This is a genomic window from Maledivibacter sp. (assembly GCA_025210375.1).
In the GTDB taxonomy this organism is placed as follows: Bacteria; Bacillota; Clostridia; order Peptostreptococcales; family Caminicellaceae; genus JAOASB01.
Genome location: JAOASB010000029.1, coordinates 167,597 through 181,356, shown reverse-complemented (window position 1 = coordinate 181,356; position 13,760 = coordinate 167,597). Strand labels below are relative to the sequence as shown.

Annotated in this window: 11 protein-coding genes and 1 pseudogene; 10 read left to right on the top strand and 2 right to left on the bottom strand. The window is 31.4% G+C overall.

What is annotated here, in order from left to right; all coding sequences use genetic code 11:
* Positions 1-17: 17 nt before the first annotated feature.
* The 4 genes from N4A68_10400 to N4A68_10385 all read left to right on the top strand — a co-directional run bounded on the left by N4A68_10400 (position 18) and on the right by N4A68_10385 (position 4,823).
* Positions 18-2,195 carry a hypothetical protein gene (locus N4A68_10400; protein ID MCT4564702.1) on the top strand — a complete coding sequence of 726 codons (2,178 nt, stop codon included), beginning with the start codon at positions 18-20 and terminating at the stop codon, positions 2,193-2,195.
* Between the two features lie 25 nt (positions 2,196-2,220).
* Positions 2,221-2,418 (top strand): sulfur carrier protein ThiS, encoded by a 198-nt coding sequence (gene thiS / locus N4A68_10395; GenBank protein MCT4564701.1) that lies wholly within the window; start codon positions 2,221-2,223, stop codon positions 2,416-2,418.
* Between the two features lie 360 nt (positions 2,419-2,778).
* Positions 2,779-3,801 (top strand): MotA/TolQ/ExbB proton channel family protein, encoded by a 1,023-nt coding sequence (locus tag N4A68_10390; GenBank protein ID MCT4564700.1) that lies wholly within the window; start codon positions 2,779-2,781, stop codon positions 3,799-3,801.
* Positions 3,802-3,878: 77 nt separating this feature from the next.
* A complete protein-coding gene (locus N4A68_10385) occupies positions 3,879-4,823 on the top strand; it encodes an OmpA family protein (protein ID MCT4564699.1) in 945 nt (314 codons plus the stop codon).
* Between the two features lie 220 nt (positions 4,824-5,043).
* Here the strand turns inward: N4A68_10385 and N4A68_10380 are convergent, their stop codons facing one another.
* Positions 5,044-5,253 carry a hypothetical protein gene (locus N4A68_10380; protein ID MCT4564698.1) on the bottom strand — a complete coding sequence of 70 codons (210 nt, stop codon included), beginning with the start codon at positions 5,251-5,253 and terminating at the stop codon, positions 5,044-5,046.
* Positions 5,254-5,967: 714 nt separating this feature from the next.
* Between N4A68_10380 and N4A68_10375 the strand changes: the two are divergent.
* The 6 genes and pseudogenes from N4A68_10375 (at position 5,968) to N4A68_10350 (ending at position 12,402) form a co-directional block, all read left to right on the top strand.
* Positions 5,968-6,303: pseudogene (locus N4A68_10375) on the top strand (response regulator).
* Between the two features lie 87 nt (positions 6,304-6,390).
* Entirely contained in the window at positions 6,391-6,870 is a 480-nt protein-coding gene (locus tag N4A68_10370; GenBank protein MCT4564697.1) for a GGDEF domain-containing protein, read from the top strand.
* Between the two features lie 390 nt (positions 6,871-7,260).
* Entirely contained in the window at positions 7,261-7,944 is a 684-nt protein-coding gene (locus tag N4A68_10365; protein MCT4564696.1) for a response regulator transcription factor, read from the top strand.
* A gap of 8 nt (positions 7,945-7,952) precedes the next feature.
* On the top strand, positions 7,953-9,728 hold the full coding sequence (locus N4A68_10360) for a cell wall metabolism sensor histidine kinase WalK (GenBank protein ID MCT4564695.1): 1,776 nt from the start codon (positions 7,953-7,955) through the stop codon (positions 9,726-9,728).
* Between the two features lie 256 nt (positions 9,729-9,984).
* A complete protein-coding gene (locus N4A68_10355) occupies positions 9,985-11,700 on the top strand; it encodes a diguanylate cyclase (GenBank protein ID MCT4564694.1) in 1,716 nt (571 codons plus the stop codon).
* Between the two features lie 6 nt (positions 11,701-11,706).
* On the top strand, positions 11,707-12,402 hold the full coding sequence (locus N4A68_10350; protein ID MCT4564693.1) for a TIGR01906 family membrane protein: 696 nt from the start codon (positions 11,707-11,709) through the stop codon (positions 12,400-12,402).
* A 72-nt stretch (positions 12,403-12,474) separates the two neighbouring features.
* Here the strand turns inward: N4A68_10350 and N4A68_10345 are convergent, their stop codons facing one another.
* A complete protein-coding gene (locus N4A68_10345) occupies positions 12,475-13,704 on the bottom strand; it encodes a serine hydroxymethyltransferase (GenBank protein MCT4564692.1) in 1,230 nt (409 codons plus the stop codon).
* Positions 13,705-13,760: the final 56 nt, after the last annotated feature.

Sequence of the window (13,760 nt, the reverse complement as noted above, 5' to 3'; positions counted from 1 at the left end):
ACAAGGGGGAATTATTTATGGATATAAAAGCAATGAGAGATGCCCGGGAGCTTATTACTAGTCTTGAATATATAAAAGCACCTATAGATAAAGGTTATACAGACAAGACCCTGTATATAAATATTGGAGAAAATAAGATATCGATTAAGGACATACCTCCAATGGTTAAGGAGAAGTTTGTTGGAGGGAAGGGTTATGGTTTATGGTATCTTTGGAATGCAGTTACTGAGAATACAAAATGGAATGATCCAGAGAATGAAATAGTTATATCGGGAGGACCTGCCTGTGGCATAACAACTTATTCTGGTACGGGTAAATCCTTGGTATGTTCCATATCTCCTATGACGGATATCCCAATAGATTCTAATGTTGGTGGTTACTTTGGGCCCTATCTAAAATTCTCTGGCTTTGATACTCTCGAGGTACAGGGTAAGGCTGAGGAAGATATAATTATATATATTGATGGTTTAAATAACAAGGTCACTATAGAGAAAGCTCCCTTAGAGCCAATAGATGGACATATACTTGGTGAGGTATTGACCGATATGTATGGGGATAATGAGTATGATAAAAAAAATATTTCAGTTATAACTGCGGGTACCGCCGCAGAGCATACTAGGCTAGGCATACTTAATTTTACTTTTTATGATTTAAGAAGAAAGGCAGTTAGACTTAAGCAGGCTGGTAGAGGCGGCATAGGAACAGTTTTTAGAGATAAAAAGATTAAAGCTATTGTTATTAAATTTGATGGTGTTAGATCGGATTTAAACAATCCAGTAGATCCTGATCTTATTAGAGAAGCGGGAGTTAGATTTCATAAGAATATGTGTAAAAATGATAAAAATCAAAATAATATGAGAAAAATCGGTACTGCCAATATCATCGAGGTTATGGATAAATATGACCTATTACCTACCCACAATTACAAGTTTGGAGCCCATCCGGATACTTATAAAGTAGCTTCTACAGTATTTATAGAAAAATATATAACCCAGAATATGCCAGACGGATGTTGGTATGGATGTTCAATGGCATGTGCCAAGGCAGCTGATAATTTTGAACTTAAAACTGGACGATACAAGGGAGATAAGGTAGTGGTTGATGGACCAGAGTATGAAAATGCAGCGGGACTTGGACCAAACTGTGGTATTTTTGATCCCCATGTAATACTTGAACTCAATTTCTATTGTGATACCTATGGGATAGATACTATTTCCTTTGGAACTTTAACTGCATTTGTTATGGAATGCTATGAAAATGGTATATTAAACAAGGAGATAACCGGTGGTCTTGAGCTTAATTTCGGAAATGCTGATGCGGCCCTGGAGCTAATACATCAAATGGCTAAAGGAGAAGGCTTTGGGAAAATAGCTGGTCAAGGTATATTGAGAATGAAAAAAATATTTGCCGAGGAATACGGTGGAGATCCCAATTTCTTGTTTGATATAGGAATGGAACAAAAAGGTCTTGAGTATTCAGAGTATATGTCCAAGGAATCCTTAGCTCAACAGGGCGGTTATGGACTCACTAATAAAGGGCCACAGCATGATGAAGCATGGCTAATATTTATAGATATGGTCAATAACCAAATACCAACCTTTGAAAATAAGGCAGAGGCATTACACTATTATCCCATGTTTAGGACTTGGTTTGGATTATATGGTTTCTGTAAATTGTGTTGGAATGATATAGTACCAGAAAATAATCAGTATGAAGATGAGCCAGCCAAAATTCCAGAGCATGTTCATAATTATATTGATGTTGCAAATGGGGTTACAGGAAGAGGTATTGATAAGGATAGTATGATAACTGAATCCGAGAGGGTGTATAACTTCCAAAGAGTATTTAATATAAGAATGGGAAAAGGTTTAAGAAAGAATGATGCTACTCCATATAGATCTATGGGACCAGTCACTAAGGAAGAATATCTTTCTAGAGAAGAAAGGTATGATGGTCAACTAAGGGAATTAGTTGACTATGATCCAGTCGGTAAAACCATTGAGGAAAGAATGGCTGTCCTAAGAGAATATAGAGAAGGTCAGTATGACAAGCTTACGGATGCAGTATACAAGCGTAGAGGGTGGAGTAACAATGGAGTTCCTACCCTTGAGCATCTTAAAAAGCTTGGTATTGATTTTGATGAAGTAGTAGAAGTCGTAAAGCCGTTCCTTGACAAAGAACAAGCAATGGCATAATGTTCTACAATCGGAGGGAATCGAAATGATACAGGTCAACAATAGGGATTTTGAATGGGAAGAAGGTCTAACTGTTGAATTACTACTAAAAAAAAAGAATTATGTTTTTCCAAAAATAATTGTAAAAATTAATGGAGTAATAATAAAAAAGGAAGATTGGTCTACTACTATCATAAATGATTGTGATGATGTAAAGGCCATCCACGTATTTGCAGGGGGTTAAAATCCCATTAAAGTAATATGAAAAAAATAAACAATTCAGTTTACGGAGTGATTGAGTAATAATGCAAGAAATTAAAAGAATAAGTAAGATAACTAGTTTGTTTTTTTGAATCCACTTAAGTCTTAGGTTACTAAATTAGTAGCTTAGGGCTTTTTTTACTGACACTAACTTGTAAGAAAATGTTAATAGAAATTTAATATTTATGCATATATAGTAAAAAGCTAGGAAAAATCAAAGGATACGACAAATTTTTAGATAATTGTACAAATTGCTACAGGATTCATAAAATGATACAATTGAGTTGGAAATCCAGCAAGCAGTAAATGAATTACATAAAAAACAAAAAAGGGGGAATTAAATTTGTTAGGTCTAAGTAACATATTTAGTAAATTGAATCCATTGGCTATTGTAATAATAGCTGCAATACTTGCGATATTCATTTCGGCCTTTGTAATATCTTTATCTCTTAGGAAAAGATATTTTTCAATGCTTTGGGATTTACAGGAGGATAAAAATAGAGAGGCTGCAATATTTGAAAGTAAGGTATTTAATGACATAGTTGATGATTATAAATTAGCTGCAAAGGCTAGAGTTAATGAGATAAATACCCAGGCTATTATTGAAAAAAACTTTAATAAAGAATTGAGTTCCCAGTATTTAGGAGAAAAATTTATCAAAAGAGCAGTTTCATTAATGATTGTACTAGGACTTCTTGGTACATTTTATGGTCTAACATTGTCTATTAGTGAGCTAGTAAAGACCTTAGCTGCCAGTGGCGGTATAGATGTACTAGATAGTATGGATTCAGTTATAGAAGGGCTTATAAGCTCCGTAAAGGGGATGTCTGTTGCCTTTGTAACTTCACTGTTTGGTATTGCTTCGTCCATCTTATTGACAATAATAAGTATTTTCGTTGGAGTAGAAGAGGTAAGAGAGTCAGTAATGATTGAAATGGAAGAATTCCTTGATAATACACTAGCACAAAGGGTTGGTACAATAGTAGAAACCCCAGAGGCATTGGTGAAAAATGAATTGGTTGAAAGTCTTGGAGAATTCAATGTAAAATTAGAAAAGAGTATGAAGGAAATTAGTGAGGTGTTGAGCGTTAGACTTGCTTCAGCAACTAGTGGAATTGAACAGTTTTCCGAGTCTTTACTTAAGAGTGTTGAAAAGTTTGACAATTCCCTTAATGTATTCGCTGAGAATACAAGGGATTTTTCAGAATTCAATCACCACTTAAAAACAAATATACAAAGAATGAATGTAAGCTTTAATGATTTTTCCGAAGAGTTAAAACACAATACAAAGGAAATAGCCATAGGACTTCAAATAGAAAATCTATCAAAATCAGTGGATAAATTAGCTAAAAAAATAGATGAATAGCCTCTTTTCATTTTGAAATCAAAAGGCAAATTTAGATTATACTATATGGATAAAGTCAAGGTGAAGGGAGGAAGATTATGAAGCTTCGTAGAAGAAATTATAAAAAAAACCAAGAAGAAGAAAATTTTTGGCCATCGTTTACTGACATGATTTCTACTATAGCATTGATATTATTTTTCTTAATGCTATTGGCATATGTTCAAAATATGATTACAGGAAAAAATTTAGAATTTGCAAAGAAACAAATTATAGATACGGAAAAAAGATTAGAAGAATCTAATGCTGAAATAAGTAGAGCGGAAAAAAAATTAAGACTACTAAAGGATAAAATAGACGAAGCTAGGGCTGAAGTTGAACGTGGAGAAATAGCTCTTAAGCTATCAGAAGAACAAATTGACGAGCAAAGAGAGATTATTGCTGAAAGTAATAGGGAATTAGGAGAGCTTAGAACAAAGCTTCAAGGTATTGCTGTACTGAGACTGGATGTACTAAAAAAGGTAAAGGGTTCAGTTGAAAAGGAATTAGGAAAAACCAATGATGCTGGTGAGGAGCTTGTTTTAATAAGTGACAATGGTAATATTATAATTAATGAGGCTTTAGTTTTTGACTTTGGTTCTTACAAATTAAAGACACAAGGTCAAGAATTGCTAGATCAGCTTGCTGATGCCTTTGAGAGGGTTTTAGATGATAATAGTATCAGGTCGAATATTGATGCTATAAATATTCAAGGGCATACGGACCACATTGGTTCCTCAGAAAATAACAGGGACTTATCAGCTAAAAGGGCAACGGCAGTAGTAAGTTATTTGATGAGTTCTAACAAGGATTTAGAAAATAAATATGGAAAATATTTTGCCGCAAGCGCATATTCTGAATTTAGACCAATTGCAAGTGGAGATTCAGAATCAGCAAGGGCAAAAAATAGAAGGATAGAAATTTCTATTACCCTCAAGGATTCAAATGTTCAAAAAGTAATAGATGATTATCTACAAGAATCATTAGATGTCTTCAACCAAAATTAACAAAAACTAATTAAAGGGCTAGGTGAAAACCTAGCCACAGATTGTAGACAAAGTCTATAAGATGTAAGGCTACCTAAAAATTTGAAGTTCGAGGCGTGCTGAAACCGAGAGGCCGCAGCGTATATAGACATACGTAAGGGTTCTTGGTTTCAGCAACAACGAAGAAATTCGGGTTTTTAGATAGCCTAAGGCTAGGTGAAAACCTAGCCAATTTTAGTTATTAATACATTGAATTTTTATTCATATCTTCTTGAGCTTGTATCTTTTCTGAACTCTTTAATTGAGCATTTGCAGCTGCTGTATTTGTCATGCCAGCTCCTGCAGTTGTATTTGTCATACCAGCTCCAGATCCGTTAGAACCGGACATAGTTCCCATTCTTTTTTTAGCCTCTTGAATTTCATATTGATTCATTTGGTTATAGTTAGTCATTAGAAAACCTCCAATAAATTTTTATTATAAATATAGGGGCAAAACTGAAGATGAAGTTAACTTTACTTGACCTGCTAACATATTGATTAAAATTTAATATATATAAGTTTAAGAAAACAAATGTATATTCATTTTTTTCTCTAAACATATTAAAATTTAGTCAATTGAGCAAATTGCATAATCGCCATTTATAAAAACTATTTATTATATATGGTTTGGAAATCTTAGTAGATATAGTATATATATTATGCAACTTAGTCAAAATAAAATTATACAAAATCCTCAAGTCCTAATTGTGCAAGCTGTTAGCTTACAATCATATTATTTGAAAATTAAAGTTATTATATAACATGTAAAAGTTGCAACAAATAACAAAATTTTAGATTCAAAAGAAATTAACCTATATAATTTATAGGACGTTTGAAAATATCTAGGATGCTTTAAGTCACATTCCAAAAATAAACTAGTCATCTTACTTGTCCCTTTAATTCTCTTCCTAGTTACTTCATAGCCTACATACAGTAAGTATGCTTACAACAAAATGCCTAGAAAATAATCAAAATTACTTAGCAATCTAACTTATCTACTTGTTATTAAATTATTATAGGTATAAAATATTTATAAAGATGTGTAAAATATTTATTGAGATACATTATTATGCTATAATCCAATTTGAATATATTGGAATTATTTTGATTTTTATGAGGTGTATTTATGGAATTAGGAACTATAAGAGTTCTTTTAGTAGAAGATAGTAATTTTGATGTCCTTATAATTAAAGATATGCTTAATCAAGAAATAAATAGAAATTTCAAAAAAACTACTTTTGAAATTATTAGAGCGAAAAATTTTAGTGATTCTAAGCATGAGCTTGAGGAGAACTATTTTGATATAATACTACTAGATTTAACGCTTCCCGACAGCCACGGACTAGACACTTTAAAAAAGATATATGCTGAAACAGCTGAAACACCTATTATAGTATTGACAAGTCTAAATGATCAATTTTTGGCTATAAAAGCAGTTAAAGAAGGAGCGCAAGACTATTTAGTTAAGGGTCAATTTGATGGTAATTTGTTATTACGGTCAATATATTACTCAATAGAAAGACATAAGATGCTTGCTGCTCTTAGAAGTATGGCACTCATAGACCAACTTACTTCTTTATATAATAGAAGAGGGTTTTTAAACCTTGCAAACCATCACATACAGCTTGCCAAAAGAAAGAAAAGAAACTTAATGTTTTTATTTTGTGATCTGGATGATTTTAAATCTATCAATGACAACTTTGGACATCTCGTTGGAGATAAGGTGCTAAAGGATGTAGCTTCAATACTAAAAGAGGTTTTTAGAGAAACTGATATACTAGCAAGATTTGGTGGTGATGAATTTGTGGTCCTAGCTATAGATGTTAGAAAGGAAGATAGGGAAGCTATTATTGAAAGACTACAAAGAAAGATTAAGTATTACAATAATATAAAACAAAGACCCTATAGACTATCAATGAGTATAGGTTCTGTACTCTACGAGTCAGGTAATATAAGTGAAATAGAGGATATTTTAGATGAAGCAGACAAACTTATGTACCAAGAAAAAAAGAAAAGACACCGTAATTGATATAGAGATCCCAGTTGTCTTTATGAGCCGAGCCTAAGGCGCCTGTAAAATCATTTATGATGATTAAGGGCGTTTTTATGTTAATGGAGCAAATGGCATAATTACTTTTTATAAAAACCATCTACTACATGTAGTTTTAAAATTCTTAAAGCTATACCATCAAATATGCTTATATCTTAAGCCATTAAATCAAGGATAGTATTCGCATATGCAATTGTGCCAATTAAGAGTTATTCAATTTCCTCAGTTTATAAATAACACATTAGAGATTCCAGTCAAAACTTTAATTTATAAACATCAAAAATCCCAAGTAACATTGGATATTTTGCTATGTATAAATGAAGATTTACTTGGAACTCTCTATAGTATATATAAAAAAGGAGAGTGGCTATGGGTAAAAGAAAAATATTAGTTGTTGATGATGAACATCATATTTTAGAATTAATACAATTTAATCTTGAAAGTAATAATTTTGATGTAGCAACTTGTGATAATGGCGAAGATGCTGTAAAATTTGCCCAAAATGGTGATATTGATCTTATAATACTTGATTTAATGTTACCGGGAATAGACGGTATTGAAGTTTGTAGAAGAATAAGAAATTCAGATTATAGAAATATACCTATAATTATGCTTACGGCTAAGGGTGAAGAAAATGATAAAATCAAGGGATTAGATATTGGGGCAGATGATTATATGACAAAACCCTTTAGCATAAGAGAGCTATTAGCTAGAATAAAGGCTGTACTCAGAAGAATACAAGATAAAAATGTTGATGATGGAAATTTGATAAAAGTAAAAAATATTACAATTGATATTGAAAAACATGAAATCAAGAAGGATAATACTATTTTAGAATTAACCTTAAAAGAATTTGAGTTGTTAAAAATGCTTGCTAAAAACAAAGGTAAGGTTTTATCCAGAGATGTTATTTTAGATAAAATATGGGGATATGAGTATTTTGGAGATACTAGAACCGTTGATGTTCATATTAGGCATCTAAGAAAAAAGATTGATGATAATGATGGAATGTTTATAGAAACCGTAAGAGGTGTAGGATATAAGATGAAATAGGTGATTTGATGAAAAAGAAAATATTTATAACCTATGCGATATTGATATTAATAGGAACCATACTTACTGGGCTTCTTTCTCTGAGCTTTATAAGAATTAGTTATCTAGAGAATGTTGAAAAAATGCTAATAACAAATGGGAATCTTATAAATAGTTTAGTGGAAGATAAATTAGATGAAAAAGTTTTTTCGGAAATTGATTTTTTAAATTTGTCCTATAAGATATCCGATGAAATCAATGCCCGTGTTACTTTTATTAATAGATATGGCGATGTTATTGGAGATTCTGAGGTCGAAAAGGATAATTTACACATAATAGAAAATCATAGTGATAGAGTAGAGGTTCAAGAAGCTTTAAATGGCAGAATAGGAAAAAGTGAAAGATTTAGTACAACTGTAAAATTGGATTATTTATATGTAGCTGTTCCTATGAAAAAGGGAGGTATAGTATATGGAGTCACAAGGCTTGCATACCCCCTTAACGAAATTAACAAGATTAATTTTGGATTGATAAGAAATATAATAATTTCAGTCATTATTGGATTAGTCATTGCAATACCCTTAGGCTACAGATATTTAAACCATATAACTGAACCAATAAAAGAAATTACAAATACGGCTAGGAAAATGGCTAATGGAGATTTTGACAGTAAAGTAAATGTTGAAAGTACAGATGAAATCAAAATTTTGGCTGATACTTTTAATTTCATGAGCCAAACTATCAACACAAATATATCCGAGCTTCAAGATAAAAATACTAAACTACAATCTATAATAGGAAGTATGAAGGAAGGGTTAATTGCAGTAGATAATCATAAGAATATTATCTTGATAAACTCCCCGGCAAAGAAATTTTTTAATATTGGTGTAGAAGATGTATTAGGTAAACATATTCTAGTTGAGATAGAAAATAAGAAATTAAAAGATGGATTAGAAGAGATTTTAGATAAAAACACATCTAGTAAGGTTGAATTTAGATTAGAAAAGCCGACAAGAAAGACATTAAAGATTTATACAGAATTTATAAAGCTTAATGATGACCCTAATAGGATTATTGGAACCTTAATATTGATATTGGATGTTACCGAGGTTAGAAAACTCGAAAAAATGAGAACAGATTTTGTAGCAAATGTTTCCCATGAATTGAAAACACCATTAACATCAATAATGGGATTTATTGAAACTTTGAAAAGTGGAGCTATCAATAATGAAAAGGTAAGGGATAGATTTTTAAATATAATTGAAATAGAGACGGAAAGATTAACGAGACTTATCGACGATTTGCTTACACTTTCAGATATTGAAAGTAATGGAATAGGTTTTGCAAAAAAGGTGGATATATCAATTAACGATGTGATATATGAAGTAAGTCATATGGCACAAGAACTTGCAAAACAAAAAAATATAAGATACTCCTACGAAATTGAAGAAAACCTACCTTTTCTTTATGGAAGTAAGGATTGGTTTAAGCAATTGGTACTTAATCTAGTAGACAATGCAATAAAATATACTACTGAGGATGGAGAAGTAAAAGTATTAGTTTATAAAAGAAAAAATAATATCTTTTTAAAAGTAAAAGATACGGGAATGGGTATTCCAAAAAAAGATATACCAAGATTATTTGAAAGATTTTATAGAGTGGATAAAGCTAGGTCGAGAAAAGTGGGTGGAACCGGTCTTGGACTTGCCATAGTAAAGCATATAGTTATCTCCTTTAGTGGGGAAATAAAAGTTAAAAGTGAGGAAGGTAAAGGATCGGAGTTCATAGTGAGAATTCCCCTTTAGGTATATTTGAAAAATAAACACATCATACTATATAACCCTTTAATTACCAATTTGACTAGTTCGTTTTTTTATGTGGCTTAACCCTTTATATTTACTAAAAAGGACTTATCTTTGAACGAAGGTAGGTCCTTTAAGTTTCTGCAATAAAGAAGTTTGTAAAAATAAATAGAAATGTGTATTATTATAGTATATAATGATTGATGTTATCAATTTGAAGCTAGAATTTCCAAGAATTCTTTTGATAGGAGGGAGTATTATGTTTAAATATAGTTTGAGAACAAGGATTTTAATATTTATACTGCTAATATCAATGATACCAGTAGTCTTTGTTGGATATTCGGGATATTCTAGTACAAAAAAGTATATTATTGAAAACGAAGAAGAAAAAATCAATTTTTTTTTAAATAATATAAAACAAATGGTTGTAAAGTTTTTTTGCATTACTAAAAGGGATATTTTATTTTTGGAAGAAATGACTGAAGAGAAATCGGCATATTCTACTGAGGATATAAGTGGTGAATATAAAAATGAACTTGAAAATATTTACTATCATTTTTCAAAAAACAATATTCAATATGATCAAATTAGGTTTGTTAATAAAGGTGGATATGAAATAATAAGAATTAACAACAATAAAGGGAAGGTAAATATAGTGCCCGACGAAGAACTTCAATACAAGGGAGATCGATATTACTATCAAGAAGCATTAAAGTTAAAAAAAGGGGAAATATATATTTCCGATATTGATCTTAACAGGGAAAAAGGAGAAATAGAAATTCCAGTAAAGCCTACAATCAGATATGTTACACCGGTATATACAAATGATAATTTAAGAGGCTTTTTGATTTTAAATTTAAATATTGAGTATTTATTTAATGATATTGAAAGAATTAAGTTGGACAATGGATATAATAATACAATAATTTTAGATTCCAATGGGTACTATCTATTTCATCCCGACGAGAAAAAAGAATGGGGGAGCAAAAGGGATTTAAATACTGGAGAGAGTCTTAGCAAAGACTATACTAAAATGTCCAAGGACATCATTTCATCGAAAAAATTAAGTATAAGGACTACTAAAGAAAACATATTAGTATGGTATCCAGTAAGATTGAAATGCGTTGGGAACAAAAAAATATTTATATTTATGGAGATTAAAAAAAGCAACCATCTAAGACCCTTGATAGGTTTCAGAAATCTTTTTATAATAGAGGGAATTATTACTATCTTAGTGTTAATAATTAGTGTTATAATGATTTCATCTTATATTACTAAACCAATGATTAAAATAGTAAAAGCTGTTGAGGGCATTGGAAAAGGCGATTTTGATGTAAATTTAGATATAAATACAAACGACGAGCTGGAGCTTTTAGGATATGAAATAAAGAAAATGTCATATGAATTAAAATACATGTATAAAAATATGGAAGAGATAGTTGGTGAAAGAACTAAGGAACTTCAGCTTGCCCATAGGGAAATGGAAGAAATGGCTACAAAGGATTCTTTAACGGGATTATATAACAGGCACTATTTTAATCAATACATTCAAAGCATTGCCGACGATGTTAAAAACAATCATAAAAACATGATGATTTTAATTATTGATATAGATAAGTTTAAATATGTTAATGATAATTATGGACACAATATTGGGGATATGGTATTGAAGGTTGTCGCTAAGTTTTTAAAGAACTCAACTATAGAAAGCGACTTGGCTGTAAGATATGGTGGAGATGAATTCTTAGTGGCTTTATGTGACAGTAGGAAAATAAATGCTGAAAAATATATAAAAAGAGTAGAGAAGAATCTCAATGAGTGGAACGATAATAATGACATACTCAATCATAGGCTTACACTCAGTATTGGATATGATGAGTATAATGGTAGCAAGCATATATTAGAAGCAATTAATAATGCTGATAAGATGATGTATGAGAATAAGATAGCTAAAAGAAAAAAAGAGCAGGGGTAATTGTACATGAATATAGGAAAAGTGATTATTAAATTATCTAAGATGTTATTTGCCATATTTTTACCGTTGGCTATATTACTTACTATTTTGCAATATTATTCCTATAACGAAGATATGTATATGGAGGAATTTAAAAAATATGATATTGCAAGTGCAACTAAAATGAGCCTTGAAGATCTTAATAGAACAGCCAATAAATTAATATCATATATGAAAGACGATGAAGATAATTTAGATATTAAGGCTGTAATCAATGGAGAACTGGCAGAGGTCTTTGGACAGCGAGAGAAGCAGCATATGGTAGATGTAAAGGAACTATTTATTAAAGGACATAGGGTTAAAAATATTAGCTTAGTACTTACATTTGCAGCTTTAATAACTATAGTTTTATATTCTAGAAATAGGAAAAGGGATATATATGGGGCTGTTTTATGGGCGGGAATAGTACCAATAATATTAATGATAATATTATTTATTCTAGTGAAAATAGATTTTCATAAATATTTTACTTATTTCCATAAGCTATTTTTTACAAATGATTTATGGCTTTTAAATCCTCAGACCGATGTATTAATTCAAATGCTTCCCCTTGAATTTTTTATAGATATATCCACAAGGATTATTGGATGTTTTGTGGGGATATCAATTTTGATGACAATTATAGCTTATATCAATTTAAAGAAAAAGCCTAGGGTATCTTAGAATGACGAACTTCATTCTAAGACACCCTAGGCTAAATTAAGGGGACTAGCCCTTAAGACATGCCCATATATTTTAATACAATGGGAATTTATCACAAAGTGATTTAACTCTATCCTTAGCTTCAGTCAAATCACCATCTTTATTTTTTATGGCACAGTTGATAATTTCAGCTATTTCTATCATTTCAGCTTCTCCGAAGCCCCTAGTGGTGGTGGCAGGAGTACCTATTCTTATACCACTAGTAACGAAGGGACTTTCAGTTTCATTTGGTACTGTGTTTTTATTTACAGTAATACCTATTTCATCTAACAGGTGTTCTGCAACTTTACCAGTTATGCCTTTGTTTCTAAGATCTATTAAAAGTAAATGATTATCTGTTCCCCCGGAAACTAGATTGAAATTCCTTTCTTGAAGGGCTTTAGCTAGGGCCTTGGAATTTTTAATAACTTGTTTCTGATAATCCTTAAATTCTTGAGACATTGCTTCCTTAAAGCATACAGCCTTTGCAGCTATAATATGCATAAGTGGGCCCCCCTGTATTCCAGGGAAAATACTTTTATCTATAGCCTTAGCATATTTTTCCTTACAAAGGATTGCACCACCCCTAGGACCCCTAAGGGTTTTATGGGTAGTTGTAGTAACAAAGTCCGCATAGGGCACTGGATTAGGATGTAGATCAGCAGCTATTAAGCCAGCTATATGAGCCATATCAACCATTAGATATGCATCTATCTCATCGCAAATTTCTCTGAATTTAGAAAAATCAATTGTTCTAGAATATGCACTTGCACCTGCAACTATCATCCGTGGTTTTTCCTTTAATGCTATCTCCCTTACTTCATCATAATCTATGTATCCTTCATCGTTGACACCATAGGAAATAATTTCGTATAGCTTGCCCGAAAAATTTACTGGGCTACCGTGGGTTAAATGTCCACCATGGGACAAATCCATTCCTAAAACCTTATCTCCGGGCTGTAAAACAGAGAAATAAACTGCCATATTTGCCTGAGATCCAGAATGGGGTTGTACGTTTGCATGGTCAGCACCAAATATTTCCTTCATTCTTTCTCTAGCTAGATTTTCAGTAATATCTACATATTCACATCCACCATAGTATCTTTTACTAGGATAGCCTTCTGCATATTTATTAGTAAGCTGAGAGCCCATGGCTTCCATAACAGCTTTACTAGTAAAATTTTCTGAAGCTATCATTTCAATTTTATTAGATTGACGTTCCATTTCGAGTTTTATGCTTTCATAAACCTCAGGATCTTGTTTTTTGATAAAGTCTAGATTCATTTCAACACTCCCCTTATCATATAGAGCTTCCAGTCAAAACTTTAATTTATAAATAT